General features: G+C 69.7%; 14 protein-coding genes. 11 read left to right on the forward strand and 3 right to left on the reverse strand.

What is annotated here, in order from left to right; translation table 11 throughout:
• The first annotated feature begins 128 nt into the window (after nt 1-128).
• The 6 genes from BJY20_RS00080 (at nt 129) to BJY20_RS00105 (ending at nt 6658) form a co-directional block, all read left to right on the forward strand.
• Nucleotides 129-515 carry an FKBP-type peptidyl-prolyl cis-trans isomerase gene (locus BJY20_RS00080; protein WP_185989651.1) on the forward strand — a complete coding sequence of 129 codons (387 nt, stop codon included), beginning with the start codon at nt 129-131 and terminating at the stop codon, nt 513-515.
• Nucleotides 516-645: 130 nt separating this feature from the next.
• On the forward strand, nt 646-1635 hold the full coding sequence (locus tag BJY20_RS00085; protein WP_185989652.1) for a WYL domain-containing protein: 990 nt from the start codon (nt 646-648) through the stop codon (nt 1633-1635).
• Nucleotides 1632-2591 (forward strand): helix-turn-helix transcriptional regulator, encoded by a 960-nt coding sequence (locus BJY20_RS00090; RefSeq protein WP_185989653.1) that lies wholly within the window; start codon nt 1632-1634, stop codon nt 2589-2591. The genes BJY20_RS00085 and BJY20_RS00090 overlap by 4 nt, the downstream gene beginning before the upstream one ends.
• 71 nt (nt 2592-2662) lie before the next feature.
• Nucleotides 2663-2935 (forward strand): Sec-independent protein translocase subunit TatA, encoded by a 273-nt coding sequence (gene tatA / locus BJY20_RS00095; protein ID WP_185989654.1) that lies wholly within the window; start codon nt 2663-2665, stop codon nt 2933-2935.
• A 43-nt stretch (nt 2936-2978) separates the two neighbouring features.
• Nucleotides 2979-3821, forward strand: a complete 843-nt coding sequence (tatC, locus tag BJY20_RS00100; RefSeq protein WP_246297074.1) for a twin-arginine translocase subunit TatC — start codon at nt 2979-2981, stop codon at nt 3819-3821.
• 23 nt (nt 3822-3844) lie between these two features.
• Nucleotides 3845-6658 carry a DEAD/DEAH box helicase gene (locus BJY20_RS00105; RefSeq protein ID WP_185989655.1) on the forward strand — a complete coding sequence of 938 codons (2814 nt, stop codon included), beginning with the start codon at nt 3845-3847 and terminating at the stop codon, nt 6656-6658.
• Nucleotides 6659-6734: 76 nt separating this feature from the next.
• Here BJY20_RS00105 and BJY20_RS00110 read toward each other — a convergent pair whose 3' ends face one another.
• Nucleotides 6735-7673, reverse strand: a complete 939-nt coding sequence (locus tag BJY20_RS00110; RefSeq protein WP_185989656.1) for a 5'-3' exonuclease — start codon at nt 7671-7673, stop codon at nt 6735-6737.
• A 35-nt stretch (nt 7674-7708) separates the two neighbouring features.
• Between BJY20_RS00110 and BJY20_RS00115 the strand changes: the two genes are divergently transcribed.
• The 4 genes from BJY20_RS00115 to BJY20_RS00130 are packed head-to-tail and all read left to right on the forward strand — an operon-like array spanning nt 7709 to nt 10983.
• Nucleotides 7709-8131, forward strand: coding sequence for an Lrp/AsnC family transcriptional regulator (locus tag BJY20_RS00115; protein WP_185989657.1), 423 nt, complete (start codon nt 7709-7711; stop codon nt 8129-8131).
• A complete protein-coding gene (gene lnt / locus BJY20_RS00120) occupies nt 8128-9711 on the forward strand; it encodes an apolipoprotein N-acyltransferase (RefSeq protein WP_343062709.1) in 1584 nt (527 codons plus the stop codon). Before BJY20_RS00115 ends, lnt begins: the two co-directional genes overlap by 4 nt.
• Entirely contained in the window at nt 9692-10492 is an 801-nt protein-coding gene (locus BJY20_RS00125; RefSeq protein WP_185989658.1) for a polyprenol monophosphomannose synthase, read from the forward strand. Before lnt ends, BJY20_RS00125 begins: the two co-directional genes overlap by 20 nt.
• A complete protein-coding gene (locus BJY20_RS00130) occupies nt 10489-10983 on the forward strand; it encodes an FxsA family protein (protein WP_185989659.1) in 495 nt (164 codons plus the stop codon). Before BJY20_RS00125 ends, BJY20_RS00130 begins: the two co-directional genes overlap by 4 nt.
• A gap of 103 nt (nt 10984-11086) precedes the next feature.
• Here BJY20_RS00130 and BJY20_RS00135 read toward each other — a convergent pair whose 3' ends face one another.
• On the reverse strand, nt 11087-11443 hold the full coding sequence (locus BJY20_RS00135; protein ID WP_185989660.1) for an RNA polymerase-binding protein RbpA: 357 nt from the start codon (nt 11441-11443) through the stop codon (nt 11087-11089).
• A gap of 250 nt (nt 11444-11693) precedes the next feature.
• Here BJY20_RS00135 and BJY20_RS00140 point away from each other — a divergent pair, with 250 nt between their 5' ends.
• On the forward strand, nt 11694-13043 hold the full coding sequence (locus tag BJY20_RS00140) for an MFS transporter (protein ID WP_343062711.1): 1350 nt from the start codon (nt 11694-11696) through the stop codon (nt 13041-13043).
• A 58-nt stretch (nt 13044-13101) separates the two neighbouring features.
• Here BJY20_RS00140 and BJY20_RS00145 read toward each other — a convergent pair whose 3' ends face one another.
• Nucleotides 13102-14223, reverse strand: coding sequence for a M15 family metallopeptidase (locus tag BJY20_RS00145; RefSeq protein ID WP_185989662.1), 1122 nt, complete (start codon nt 14221-14223; stop codon nt 13102-13104).
• Nucleotides 14224-14513: the final 290 nt, after the last annotated feature.

The raw sequence follows: 14513 nt of genomic DNA on the forward strand, positions 1-14513 counted from the left end.
GCATCGCCCGCAGTGCGGGCCCGCACCTCAACCACCGGTGGCTGAGGTGCGCAGGCCGTCCGCGGCCGTAGCCTCGAAGCCACGACCACCCCGACCACCCCGACCACCCCGACACCAAGGAGATCCACATGCCGTTCGACCCGAACACCACCAAGCCGGAGATCGACTTCCCCGGTGACACCCCACCCAGCGACCTCGTCGTCGAGGACATCGCCGTCGGCGACGGCGCAGAGGTGACCCCCGGCTCGCCGATCCAGGCGCACTACGTCGGCGTCGCCCACTCGACCGGCGAGGAGTTCGACGCCTCCTGGAACCGTGGCGCGCCGCTGGCCTTCACCGCCGGCGTCGGGCAGGTCATCCAGGGCTGGGACCAGGGCCTGATCGGCATGAAGGAAGGTGGTCGACGCAGGATCACCATCCCTCCCCACCTCGGGTACGGCGACCAGGGCGCCGGCAACGTCATCAAGGGCGGCGAAACCCTGATCTTCGTCGTCGACCTGGTGAAGGCCGGCTGAGGACCTGACACACCCGGCCGGATGACGGTCGACGACGGGCCGCGGCGATCAGGACACGTTCCTGCGCCGCGGCCCTTCGCGTCGACGAGCACCCCGGCAGGTTAGCCTCGCCGTGACGAAGGGAGCGGATGTGGCGGCACCCAACACACCCAAGGCCAAGGCCGAGCGCCTGCTGAACCTGACGATGAGCCTGTTGTCATCTCGGATCCCCCTGCCCAAGCAGCGGATCCGTCAGCTGGTCGAGGCCTACCGCAGCGTCGAGTCCGACGAGGCCTTCGACCGCATGTTCGAGCGGGACAAGGACGACCTGCGCGCCATGGGGATCCCGCTGGTCACCGAGGAGATCGGGGTCTTCGAGGACGAGCTGGGCTACCGGATCGACCGTCGGGACTACGACCTGCCGCCGATCGAGCTCACTGCGCAGGAACTGGCGGTGGTGGGCCTCGCGAGCCGCGCGTGGGCGCACGCGGCGATGGCCGGGACGGCTGCGACGGCGTGGCGCAAGGTCGCTGCCGGTGACGAGCTGAGCGAGGACCCCTTCATCGGCCTGGAGCCGCACCTCGGCAGTGGCGAGAGTGCCTTCGAGCCGCTCAAGGACGCCGTCCTGACGGCGGCCACCGTCCGCTTCGACTATGCCCGCGCGGGGGAGGGGAAGCCCGGTCCCCGACACGTCGAGCCCTGGTACCTGACTGCATGGCACGGCCGGTGGTACCTCGTCGGTCACGACCTCGACCGGGCGGCGTCGCGCGTCTTCCGGCTCTCGCGCGTGACCTCCACGGTGACCACCACGGGTGAGTCGGCCACACAGGTCGTGCCCGAGGACCTCGACCCCGTCTCGATGATCGCGGCGACCGACGGCAGGGAACCACCCTCGAGCGCTGCTGTGCTGCGGGTCCGTGTCGGGACCGGGCACGTGCTGCGCCGTCGCGCCACTGCCGTGGCCGACATCGACGAGCAGTGGGACCGGGTCGACGTCGACCACGGTGACCCGACCGCCTTCGCCGCCGAGATCGCCAGCCACGGCCCCGACGTCGTCGTCGAGGAGCCCACTGCGCTGCGCGCTGCCGTCATCGACCGGCTCGAGGCCGTCGTCAGCGCACACCAGGAGGCCCCGGCATGACCCGCCAGCCCGTGGAATCGGCCACCAACCGTGTCGAGCGTCTGCTGACGATGGTCCCCTGGCTCGCCAGCCGCCAGGGGATCGAGATCGAGCGCGCCGCGGCGGGACTCGGCATCACCGAGAAGCAGTTGCGCGCCGATCTCGACCTGCTCTTCATGTGCGGGTACGGACCGATGCCGGACGAGCTCATCGAAGCCAGCTACGAGGGTGGACGCGTCTTTGTCAGCAACGCGGACGCGATCTCCCGCCCCCTTCGCCTGACCGTCGACGAGGCCACCTCGCTCATCGTCGGCCTGCGCTCCCTGGCCGCATCCGGCGCGGGGGAGTCCAGCGCCGTGGAGCGCGCCCTGAGCAAGCTCGAGGGTGCGGCCGGGGCCATCCCTGGCGTCGACCGCGTCCTCGTCGTCGAGGACGACACGCAGGCGGGTCACGTGCTCGCGGACCTGCGTGACGCCCTGGCCGCCGGCCGTCGGGTGCACCTGGGCTACCACGTGCCCAGCCGGGATGAGCGCACCGAGCGCGACGTGGACCCGATGCGACTGGCCCGGGTCGAGGGGCACTGGTACCTCGAGGGCTGGTGCCACCGTGCCCGGGACCTGCGCCTCTTCCGGATCGACCGCATCGAGGCAGTCGACGTCCTCGACGTGCCCGCCGACCCACCCGAGGGGCTCGCCGGCCGCGACCTGCGTACCGGCGTCTACCAAGGTGGCGCCGAGGACGTGGCGGTCCTGGTGCGTCTGGCACCGGGCGCGCACTGGGTCGCCGAGTACTACCCGGTCACCGATCGCACGCCGGACGGTGATCACCTCCTGGTGACCATGCCCTCGAGCACCGAGGGGTTCATGCAGCGTCTCGTGCTGCGTCTGGGAGGCGGCGTCGAGGTCCTCGAGCCCGCGTCGCTGCGGTCCTCCGTGGCCGCACACGCCCGGTCCGCACTGGCTGCGTACCGGACCTGAGAACCGTGCAGGGCGACGAAACCCCGAGTCGTACACTGGTGAGCAAACGTACCAACGCGAAAGGTGCCGTCATGCCCAGTCTGGGTCCCATGGAGATCGTCCTCATCCTGGTCGTCATCCTCCTGCTCTTCGGCTTCAAGAAGCTGCCCGATGCTGCGCGCAGCCTCGGCAAGTCGGCCCGCGTCTTCAAGGCCGAGGTCAGCGAGATGAAGGAAGAGGACCGCCAGCGTGAGGCGGAGAAGTCCGCCCGTGACTCCGGCACGGTCGAGTCGACCACGACCGAGCGCTCGCCCGCCGACGACGCGAAGCCGCGCACGGACAACGAGTCCGGCCCGGGTGCCTGACTCGCCCCCTTCGTCCACGCAACGCATGGCCCGACGTGACCGCATGCCCAAGGACCCCGAAGGGCGGATGCCACTCAAGGCGCACCTCCTGGAGTTCCGCAACCGGTTGATGGTCGCGGCCTCCGCGGTCATCGTCGGGGCGATCCTCGGGTGGGTGCTCTACGACGGGGTCACGATCGGCGGCTTCACCTACGCCGGGGTCTACGAGCAGCTGACGCAGCCCTTCGACCAGTACAAGGCGTCCAACCCGGAGAGCGCCGCTGCCCTGCTCAACTACGGCAACGCCACCTCCGCGTTCACCACGCAGCTGGGGATCTCGATCTTCACCGGTGTCATCATCTCCAGCCCGATCTGGGTGTGGCAGATCTGGGCCTTCATCCTCCCCGGGCTGACCCGCCGCGAGAAGCGGATGTCCCTCGGTGTCTTCTTCACGGCGATCCCCCTCTTCCTCACCGGGTGCTTCTTCGCCTACGTCACCCTGCCGAAGGCCCTGATCATTCTCTTCGGTTTCACCCCGGACGACGGCAAGTCGAGCAACATCCAGCAGGCGAGCGACTACTTCACCTTCGTCACCCGCTTCATCCTCGCCTTCGGGCTGGCGTGGCTGCTGCCCGTCTTCCTCATCGGGCTCGTGTCGATCGGTGTCCTCTCCGGCCGGACCCTGCTGAAGTCCTGGCGGGTGGCCATCCTGCTGATCTTCATCGCGTCGGCGATCATCACCCCGACCCCGGACCCGTTCACGATGTTCCTGCTCGCGGGCCCCCTGTGCGTGCTGTACTTCATCGCCATCGGGATCGCGCTGCTGATCGACCGGCGACGAGTCGAGCGCGGCGACGAGCCCGACTGGTCGCACCTGTCGGACGACGAGGCCTCACCACTGACGTGATCGTTCTGGCATAGCGTGGGGACATGTCCTCGCCCGCCGAACGCTATGCCGCTTCCCGCCGCAAGGGCCGAGGGGAGCTGGCGGCCTTCACCGCCACCTACGACTTCGACCTGGACCGCTTCCAGCTGGACGGGTGCGAGGCGATCGAGGCCGGCAACGGCGTCCTCGTCGCTGCACCGACCGGGGCCGGCAAGACGGTCGTCGGTGAATTCGCCGTCCACCTGGCACTCGCCCGCGGTCAGAAGGCCTTCTACACCACACCGATCAAGGCGCTGAGCAACCAGAAGTACCACGAGCTCGTCGCCACGCACGGTCACGACAACGTCGGGCTGCTCACCGGGGACGTCTCCGTCAACGGCGAGGCGCCGGTGGTCGTCATGACGACCGAGGTGCTGCGCAACATGATCTATGCGGGGTCAACGACGCTCGACACCCTGGCCTTCGTCGTCATGGACGAGGTCCACTACCTCGCTGACCGGTTCCGCGGCGCCGTGTGGGAGGAGGTCATCATCCACCTGCCCCGCTCGGTGCAGGTGATCTCCTTGTCGGCGACGGTGAGCAACGCGGAGGAGTTCGGCGACTGGCTCGCCGAGGTGCGCGGTGGCACCGAGGTCGTCGTGACGGAGGAGCGGCCCGTGCCACTGTGGCAGCACATGCAGGTCGGCCGGGACGTGCACGACCTCTTCGTCGACGAGGAGGGAGCGTCAGCAGGGGCGCCGACGAAGGTCAACCCCGAGCTGCTCCACGCCATCCGCGAGAAGGTTCGCGGTACCGAGGACGACCCGCGACTGCAGCGCGGTGGCGGCCGCGGGGGGCGCGACCGTCGCGGTGGTCGGGAGCGGCGTGGCGGCGGCCGCAACCAGGGCGGTCAGGGGCGTCAGCGCGGGGGAGGAGGCCGATTCGGCGGGGCCGCCTCCCGCACCGAGGTCATCCGCGAGTTGGATCGTGACGGCCTGCTGCCGGCAATCACCTTCATCTTCAGCCGAGCAGGGTGCGACGGTGCCGTGACCCAGCTGCTGGCCAATGATGTCCGCCTGGTCTCCGAGCGCGAGGGCGAGCGCAACCGCCGCACCGTCGAGGAGCGCGCGGCCGTGCTCGAAGGGGAGGACCTCGACGTCCTCGGCTACCACCAGTTCGTGGCCGGTATCGCAGCCGGCTTCGCCGCCCACCACGCGGGCATGCTGCCCCTCTTCCGCGAGATCGTCGAGGAGTTGTTCACCGCGGGCCGCATCCGCGCCGTCTTCGCCACCGAGACGCTTGCCCTGGGCATCAACATGCCCGCTCGCACGGTCGTGCTCGAGAAGCTGGTGAAGTTCAACGGCGAGTCGCACGTGGAGATCACGCCGGCGGAGTACACCCAGCTGACCGGTCGTGCCGGCCGGCGGGGGATCGACGTCGAGGGGCACGCGCTCGTGGTGTGGTCGCGCGGGCTGGATCCGATGGCCGTGGCCGGTCTCGCCTCGACCCGGACCTACCCCCTTCACTCCAGCTTCAAGCCGACCTACAACATGGCGGTCAACCTGGTCGCCCAGGTGGGGCGCCAGACGGCGAAGGAGGTCCTGGAGACCTCCTTCGCGCAGTTCCAGGCCGACCGGGCGGTCGTGGGCCTGGCGACGAAGGTGCGCGAGCAGCAGGACTCGCTGGACGCGTACGCCGAGGCGATGCACTGCCACCTCGGTGACTTCCGGGAGTACGCCGCGCTGCGGCGCCGGATCACCGACGTCGAGAAGGAGGGCAAGCGTCGCCGGGGTGCCAATCGTCGGGCCGAGATCGCCGTCTCCCTCGAGGCACTGCGCGTCGGGGACGTCATCCGCATCGGGGGACGACGCTCCGGTCTCGCCCTGGTCATCGCGCCACCGCGCTCGTACAAGGGGGAGGAGTCCGCGCCCACGGTCCTGACCGAGCACAAGCAGGTGCGCCGGCTCGTACCGGCCGACCTCGACGGACCCGTGGCCGCGTTCGGGAAGCTGACCATCCCGCGGGGCTTCAACCCCAAGTCCACCAAGCAGCGCACCGATCTCGCGACGACGCTGCGGATCAAGGCGCCCGACGAGCAGGCCCCGAGTGTGCGCACCCGGGCCACGGAGGCGGCGAAGGGGGAGGACGAGCACCTCGCGCAGCTGCGCCGGCAGCTGAAGGAGCACCCCTGCCACCAGTGCCCTGAGCGAGAGGTGCACGCGCGGTGGGCTCAACGGTGGTGGAAGCTGAAGCGGGAGACCTCGTCACTGCAGCGCAAGGTCGAGCACCGCACGAACTCCGTCGCCCAGACCTTCGAGCGGATCTGCGTCGTCCTGACGAGACTGGGCTACCTCGACGACGAGGGCGAGAGCGTGAGCGAGCTCGGCGGGCGACTGCGGCGGCTCTACACCGAGAAGGACCTCCTCGCGGCCGAGTGCCTGGGTGGGGGAGCGTGGTCGAGGCTCGACCCGGCCGAGCTGGCTGCCGTGGTCTCGATGCTCGTCCACGAGCCCCGCCGTGAGGAGCACGACCCCTTCCCCCGGCTGCCCACCGACGGGGTCTCGGATGCGTGGCAGGACATGCTGCAGCGGTGGAGCGAGCTGGAGGACCTGGAGAGCGAGCACGCGTTGCCTCAGACCGGTGAGCCCGACGGCGGTATCGCCTGGGCCGTGCACCGGTGGGCGAGCGGTCGCCGGCTCGACGAGGTGCTCAGCGGGTCGGACCTGACGGCCGGGGACTTCGTGCGTCGTTGCAAGCAGATCGTCGACCTGCTCGGCCAGGTCGCGGATGCGGCGCCGGAGCCACACCTGCGGACCGTGGCCCGCAAGTCCGTCGACAAGGTGCGTCGAGGCGTCGTCGCCGCCGACCGCCTGGACTGACACGTCCAGGGGCTCACGGCCGCAGGGCGACCTGCGCCCCCGGAGACCCCCGATGCCCCAGCGGAGGAGGGGCCCTCTAGAGCGAGCGAAGGGCGGTGCCCATCCGGTCGAAGGGGCCGGTGAGGGCGTGCTCGAGGGCGAGCCGGCTCATCGCGCCGGGGTCGGCGATGTCGTCCGGCAGGTGGAGGTCGAGGTCGCCGACCGGCACGTCGTGGGCCACCCGGACGACGAGTGGCGCGACGTCGAGGTAGTCGGAGGCCGCCTCGAGATTGGTGCGCCGGGCGCCCTTGATGCGCGGGTCACCCGCGGCCACGGCCGCGCGCACCCCGGCCAGCGAGCCGAAGTCCCAAATGAGGGTCGCAGCCGTCTTGTCGCCGATGCCCTTCACCCCGGGCAGGCCGTCGCTGGTGTCTCCGCGCAGCGCCGCCATGTCGAGGTATGCCTCGCCCGTCGGTACGCCGTACTTCTCCGCCAGGAACGACTGGGTGACGAGATCGGGCTGCCGGACCCCGCCGCGCGCGGTGTAGAGCACTCGCGTCCCCGACGCGTCATCGACGAGCTGGAAGAGGTCCCGGTCGCCGGTGACGACGTCGATCGGCATCTGCCCGCGGTGGCGCATCGCCAGGGTGCCGATGACGTCGTCGGCCTCGTAGTCCGCGGCCCCGATGCGCGGGATACCGATCGCCTCCAGGGCTGCGGCGATGACCGGGACCTGCGGCCCGAGCTCATCGGGTACGGCCTCGCCGTCGACGGCGTCCTCGGCGACGCGGTGTGCCTTGTACGTCGGGATCGCGTCGACCCGCCACTGCGGACGCCAGTCGTCGTCCCAGCAGGCGACCAGGTGGGTGGGCCGGTAACGGGTGACGAGGGTGGCGATCATGTCGAGGAATCCGGCGACCGCGTTGGTGGGGATCCCCGAGGGGCCGGTGCTTCGCGGCGGGACGCCGTAGAAGGCGCGGAAGTACAAGGATGCGGAATCGAGCAGGAGCAGGCGTTCACTCGCCGGGGCGGACATGCCTCGACGATACGTGTGTCGCATATGGTTCTGTCATGGAAGCGGCCGACCGACGCATCATCGACCTCCTGCGCCAGGACGGCCGGATGAGTTTCACCGACCTCGGCAAGGCTGTCGGGCTGTCCACCTCCGCGGCCCACCAACGGGTGCGACGCCTCGAGGAGCGGGGCGTGATCTCCGGGTACGAGGCCGTGGTAGACGCTGCTGCGCTCGGCACGCCGCTGACGGCCTTCGTCGCCGTCGCGCCGCTCGACCCGCGCGATCCCGACGACATCCCCGACCGGCTGCGTGGCATCGAGGCGATCGACGCCTGCTACTCGGTGGCCGGGGACTCCAACTACATGCTGCGCGTGCGCGTCGGCACGCCACAGGACCTCGAAGAACTGCTGGCCAGGGTCCGGGCGGCCGGTGGGGTCTCCACTCGCACGACCATCGTGCTGACGACCCCGTGGGAGTGAGCGCTCTGCCACTGCTCGCACGCCCGGTGCCCGCGCGCCTCCTGCTGGCCATCACCGGAGGACTCCTGCTGTGGCTGTCCTTCCCCGACCACGACGTCGCGGTGGCGGCCGTCGGGGGAGTGGTCCTCATCAGCGTGGCCATGTGGGACGTGCGCCCCCGCCTGGGCGCGCTGCTGGGCTTCCTGGCCGGCTTCGCCTGCTTCGTGCCCACCCTCAGCTGGTCGGGCATCTACGTCGGTGCCTTCCCGTGGTTCGCCCTGGCGACCTTCGAGTCGCTGTACGTGGCCCTGATGGGCGCGGTGCTCGTGTGGGTGCAGCGTCCGTTGATCCGGCGGGGCCGTGCCCTGCCCGCCGCCCTGCTCGTCCCCGTGCTGTGGGTGCTGCAGGAGCTGATGCGTGGGACCGTCCCCTATGGCGGCTTCCCCTGGGCACGGATCGCCTTCAGCCAGGCCGACTCCCCACTGGCGCGGTGGGCCGCGATCGGTGGTGCACCGCTGATCACCTTCGTCGTGGCCCTGGTGGCGGTGCCGGTGGTGCTGCTCGTGGTCACGCGCCGTCTGCCGAAGGTGGCCCTGGCACTCACCCTGGTCGTCGGGCTCGGATCATGGGCGGTCCCGGTGCCCTCCGGTGGCGACAGCAGCGCCCGGGTGGGGCTCGTGCAGGGCAACGTCCCCAGCCCCGGTCTGGACTTCAACGCCGAGCGTCGCGCGGTCCTGGACAATCACGTGGCCGGGACCCAGGAGCTGGCGGCGAAGCACGACGACCTCGACCTGGTGATCTGGCCGGAGAACGCCTCGGACATCGACCCCCTTCGCAATCCCGACGCGAAGGCGCAGGTCGCGCGCGCGGTCGAGGCGGTGGACACACCGCTCATCGTCGGCGCGATCCTCGACGAGCCGGCCCCGGCGGTCTCCAACGCCTCGCTGCTCTACCGACCCGGCGGCGGTGAGCCGGAGCGCTACGTCAAGCAGCACCCGGTGCCCTTCGCGGAGTACGTGCCGCACCGTGACTTCTACCGCCACTTCAGCGACAAGGTCGACCTCGTGCGGGTCGGCTTCGCGAAGGGGGATGCGCCCGCAGCCTTCCGCATCGAGGGCGACGACGGCACCTTTTCCGCCATCCCCACGATCTGCTTCGAAGTCGCCTACGACGGGTTGATGCGCGGGGCCGTGCGCAACGCCGACGACAAGAGCCGGCCCAGCCTGCTCGTCGTCCAGACCAACAACGCCACCTTCGGCTACACCGCTGAGTCGACGCAGCAGTACGCGATCTCCCGCATCCGGGCCATCGAGCACGGACGCAGCGTCGCGCACGTCTCGACGGTCGGAGTCTCCGGATTCATCAACCCCGACGGCACCTCGACTCCCACGACCGGGTTGTTCACCGCGGCGCAGCCCGTCGACGAGGTGGTGCTGCGCAGCGGATTGACCGTCTCCGACCGCCTGGGACCATGGGTCGAGTGGGTCTGCGGGTTCCTGCTCATCGGTGCCGGTGCACTTCGTGTGCGCAAGCGACTCGCGGGTAGAATGGGGGGTCGTCCCTCCACCCCGCAGACCGAGGATGTCACCACCGGTGCCTGACCGCCCCCGAGAGCCGCGCCCGCCGATCGAGCGAATCGCCGTCCTCATCCCCACGTACAACGAGCGCGAGAACCTGCCCGGCATCGTCGAGCGGGTGCGGGCCACCGTGCCCGATGCCGACGTGCTCGTCCTCGACGACAACTCACCGGACGGCACCGGCCGGGTCGCCGACGAGCTGGCCGCGGCGGACCCACGCGTCCTCGTCCTGCACCGTGAGGTCAAGGAGGGGCTGGGCGCTGCCTACCTCGCCGGGTTCCGCTGGGCTTTGGAACGCGACTACGACGCGGTCGTCGAGATGGACGCCGACGGGTCGCACCGTCCGGAGCACCTTCCCGTGATGCTCGAGGCCGCCGCGCAGGCCGACCTCGTCATCGGTTCGCGATACGTACCCGGGGGGCAGGTCGTCAACTGGCCGGTGGAGCGCAAGGCGATCAGTGTGGCCGGCAACGTCTACATCAGGGCCATCCTCGGGATGCCGGTCAACGACGCGACGGCGGGCTACCGGGTCTACCGGTGCCAGACCCTGCGCACCATCGGTCTCGACGACGTGGAGAGCGCGGGCTACTGCTTCCAGACGGATCTGACCGTGCGGACGGTGCGTGCCGGACTGACCGTCGTCGAGGTCCCGATCACCTTCGTCGAGCGGGAGATCGGCGACTCCAAGATGGACGGCGACGTCGTGCGGGAGTCGATCACCCGGATCACCACGTGGGGTGTGCAGCACCGGTTGGCCCAGGCCCGCCGACTCCTCGAGCGCGAGCCGAGGTGGCACCGGCTGTGACCCTCCCACCCGGCAACCGCACAGGGCGACGCAGGATCCGCTGGATCCCACTGGCCATCGTCCTCGTCGTGATCCTGGAGATCGCGGTCTTCGTCGGCGTCGCCCGGCTGATCGGCGTGCTCCCGACCGTGATCGTGGTGCTGACGCTCTCCACGCTCGGGGCCTTCCTCGTGCGCAGGGAGGGACGACGCACGTGGCGGGCACTGGAGCAGGCGCTGCGCTCGGGCAAGATGCCCAACCGCGAGATCGCCGACGCCATCCTCGTCGTGGCCGGGGGAGCGCTCCTCTTCATACCCGGCCTCGTCACCTCGGTGGTCGGGTTGGTCTTCGCGCTGCCCTTCACCCGGCCCGTCGCCCGGATCGGCCTCGAGGTGGTTGTCGCGCGGCGCCTGCTGGCCGCGGGTGTCGGGGGAGAGGTGCGGGTGCGTCGTACGCGTCCCAGGGGCGAGGACGACGTCGTCGAGGGCGAGATCATCGACGACGACGAGTGAGCGTGCAGGCATGACCCTTCGAGGCTCGTGCCTCGCACCTCAGGACAGGCGAAGGGGTTGCCCGCCATCGGCGGGCAACCCCTTCGTTCGTGGACCGCGGAGGTTAGGCGCTGCGCTTGCGTGGCTTCTCGCCACGCTTGGCGCGCAGCAGCGCCAGACGCTCGTCGAGGAGCTCCTCGAGCTCGGGAATGGAGCGACGCTCCAGAAGCATGTCCCAGTGCGTGCGCACGTGCTTGGCGGGCTTCGTGTCCGGCTCCGGCCCGTCGACGAGCTTGCCGAACTTGCCGCAACGGCACTCCCACGTTCCCGGGATGTCGGCCTCGACGGAGAAGGGCAACTCGGTGCGGTGGCCGTCGTCACAGACGTAGGCCGTGATCTGACGGTCACTCGGGACGACGTTGTCCGTCGTCTCCATGCTGAAGCTGACCATGCGCGTGCCGCGCAGCGTGCGCTCTGCCATGTTGCAAGTCTCCTGGTGTCTCTCGCGATGTTCACGCCCCTGCAGCGCGGACCTTCACGTGTGTGTCAACGCCCGGTGGGCACCGGTTGTTCCACACGACGCGTCGTTGCGGTGGTGAGGTCCGTCTCCTCCCGGCCGGATGCGGCCCGGCTGTGGTCAATACGTGGTTGACCATGGAGCGACCCCACAGGATAGCGCGAACCACCCCGGTGACGCACATCGTGTCCCTGCCGCGGGTTACTCTCGGTTCGTGACCGCCTCGACACCTCCCGCAGCCGAGCCAGAGACCGCCCTTCGAGCACGGGGCGAGGGTGGTCGTGGGCGCATCGTCGCCTGGGCGATGTGGGACTGGGGTTCACAGCCGTTCAACACGGTGATCACGACGTTCGTCTTCTCGGTCTACCTGACCAGCGAGAGCTTCGGCAGCACCAACACCACGTCGACGGCGTTGGCTGTCGCCACGGCGATTGCCGGACTCCTCGTGGCCCTGCTCGCGCCGGTACTGGGACAGAACTCCGACCGGTCGGGCCGGACCGTGCGCAACCTGCGCATCCAGACCTGGATCCTGGCCGCGCTGTCGGCCTCGCTCTTCCTCGTCAAGCCCGACCCGTCCTTCCTGGTGCTGGGTCTGGTCCTCCTGGGAGCGGGGTCGATCATCTCCGAGATCGCCGGGGTCAACTACAACGCCTCCATCGAGCAGGTCGCCTCACCGAGCAACGTCGGTCGGGTCTCCGGCTTCGGCTGGGGGATGGGTTACCTCGGTGGCATCCTCGTCCTCCTTCTGCTGTTCTTCGTGTTCATCCAGCCCGAGGTCGGCCTCTTCGGCGTCACTGACGACTCGGCCCTGGACATCCGGGTCTCGATGCTCGTGTGCGGCCTGTGGACGCTGCTCTTCACCGTGCCGACCTTCCTCGTGCTCAGGGACTCGCCGCGCGAGCGGGCACCCCGAGTCGGGATCATCGACTCGTACAAGCTCGTGTGGGCGTCACTGCGTAGGCTGTGGGGCAGGTCCAGGCACACCGTCTACTTCCTCGGTGCTTCGGCACTCTTCCGGGACGGACTCGCCGGTGTCTTCGCCTTCGGTGCCGTGCTGGCTGCCGGCACGTTCGGGATGTCTGCCGGTGACGTCATCATCTTCGGTGCCGCGGCCAACATCCTGGCCGGGGTGAGCACCATGGCCTTCGGCCTGCTCGACGACCGGTTGGGACCGAAGCAGGTGATCGTCATCTCCCTGAGCGCGCTGGTCGTCCTCGGCCTGGGGGTGTTCCTGCTCCACGACGGCGGCACGATCGTCTTCTGGACCCTCGGCCTGGCCATGACGGCCTTCGTGGGGCCGGCCCAGGCGGCCTCCCGCAGCTTCCTCGCGCGGGTGATCCCCGAGGGGCACAGCGGTGAGATCTTCGGCTTGTACGCCACGACCGGTCGAGTCGTCTCGTTCCTGTCGCCGGCCGCCTTCGCGCTCTTCATCTGGCTGGGGGCAGTGTTCACCGGCCGGGACAACACCCAGTACTGGGGCATCCTGGGCATCGCCCTGGTGCTCGTCGCCGGGCTCGTGGTGCTGCTGCCGGTGAAGTCTCCCTCGGGGGCTCCCGGCCGCTGAGCGACCTGCGCCCCCGAGTCCCCCCGAAGTGCCCGCACTGCCGCCACGAGCCACGGGGTCAGCCCGAGAACTCCCAGTGCCATGGCTCGGGGAGGGAGCCGCCCGCTGCAGCCCAGGACGGGTGGAACCAGCCGTACAGGGGTGCGTTCTGCTGCATCCACAGATGCGCCGGATGGCCGAAGCTGTTGACCCCGCCGCACAGGTCGAGGGCCATGCCGACACCGTGGTTGCTCGTGCCGGGAGCAGCCGCCCACTGTCCGCGTGAGGCCTTGGTGACCACTTGGTTGGCATACGAGCGGTAGCTGTCGGTCACGCAGAGCAGGTGCCCGGTGTCGCGTTGGTAGGCCAGGCTCATCGAGTTGAACGCGGCAGCCGCCTGGGGTCGAAGTGACTCGCTCGGAGCGCCCAGGAGCGGGCACAGGGCGGCCGGTGGGATCTGGCCGTTGGGGTAGGACATGGTGTTGGTCGAGCACGGCTCGGCGCCCTCGAACTCCGAGACGTCCTGGCCCAGGTCCTGCAGCGTCTCGCTGAGCTGCTCACTTGCGCCCTGGGCGGCACCGTTCGGCTGACCGATGAGCGCAGTGATGACGGGGCCGGCGTTCGCCAGGTCCTCGGAGTGCTTCTCCCGCAGCTCGTCCAGCGACGCCTTGCGCTCCTGGAGCACCTCGTCGGCGTCATCCTTGGCCTGGGCGGCCTCGTTCTTGGCCTGGGAGGCTTCCCGGACGGCCGACTCCTTCCTCTTCGTCAGCTCGGCCTGGATGTCGGTCTCCTGCTGCACGACGTCCACGGAGCGGATCCGTTCGTTGGTCAGGTACCGCAGGTCGCCGGCGCTGTTGCTGCCGCTGTCCGGCGCCTTCGCCAGCGTCCCGAAGAGCTCCAGCGTGTCGTTGTAGCCCCCGGACTGCGTGTAGGTCTCGAAGGCCCAGTCCCGCAGATCAGCCTCGCCCTCGGCGAGCCGTTCCTGGAAGTGCTCGAGCTGTGTCTGTGCCTTGTCGACGTCGCGCTTGGCCTGCTCGTACTTCTCGCGGGCCTCGGCCTGGCGCTGCAGCAAGGTGTTGACGCGCTTGGAGTACTTCTCCAGGCCCTTGACCGCGGCGGCGATCTCCTTGTTGTCCTCGGTCAGGCTCTTCGAGAGGCGCTCGGCCTCGGCCACCTGCTCATCGAGGCTCTTCTCGCTCAATGGCGTGCCGTGGTCGCCCTCACCGGGGTCGTTGTCGGCGCTCCACGCGGTGCTGGGGGATGGGTCGTCCGACGGACCCGTCGCCAAGGCCGGCGGTGCGAATGCGATGCCTGCGGACAGGCACAGACCGACAACTGTCCAAACAGTGCCGTTCGGACGTCGACGACGCTGGGTCATTGAGTCTCCTGAGGGGGTGGACCAGCGAGCAGTCTAGAGGCGCTTGTCACACTGCGGAAGGGGATGTGACGGGAAGCGCGGACCGCAATGCCTCTCGATGAGGTCGTTACGCC

It is taken from the genome of Janibacter cremeus (assembly GCF_013409205.1).
Lineage (GTDB): Bacteria > Actinomycetota > Actinomycetes > Actinomycetales > Dermatophilaceae > Janibacter > Janibacter cremeus.

Excerpts from the sequence above, each read along its gene's own strand:
- BJY20_RS00080 (WP_185989651.1), top strand. The coding sequence starts at position 129 with ATGCCGTTCGACCCGAACACCACCAAGCCGGAGATCGACTTCCCCGGT.
- BJY20_RS00115 (WP_185989657.1), top strand. The coding sequence starts at position 7,709 with ATGGAAGCGGCCGACCGACGCATCATCGACCTCCTGCGCCAGGACGGC.
- tatA (WP_185989654.1), top strand. The coding sequence starts at position 2,663 with ATGCCCAGTCTGGGTCCCATGGAGATCGTCCTCATCCTGGTCGTCATC.
- BJY20_RS00110 (WP_185989656.1), bottom strand. The coding sequence starts at position 7,673 with ATGTCCGCCCCGGCGAGTGAACGCCTGCTCCTGCTCGATTCCGCATCC.
- BJY20_RS00105 (WP_185989655.1), top strand. The coding sequence starts at position 3,845 with ATGTCCTCGCCCGCCGAACGCTATGCCGCTTCCCGCCGCAAGGGCCGA.
- BJY20_RS00125 (WP_185989658.1), top strand. The coding sequence starts at position 9,692 with ATGTCACCACCGGTGCCTGACCGCCCCCGAGAGCCGCGCCCGCCGATC.
- BJY20_RS00090 (WP_185989653.1), top strand. The coding sequence starts at position 1,632 with ATGACCCGCCAGCCCGTGGAATCGGCCACCAACCGTGTCGAGCGTCTG.
- tatC (WP_246297074.1), top strand. The coding sequence starts at position 2,979 with ATGCCCAAGGACCCCGAAGGGCGGATGCCACTCAAGGCGCACCTCCTG.
- BJY20_RS00135 (WP_185989660.1), bottom strand. The coding sequence starts at position 11,443 with ATGGCAGAGCGCACGCTGCGCGGCACGCGCATGGTCAGCTTCAGCATG.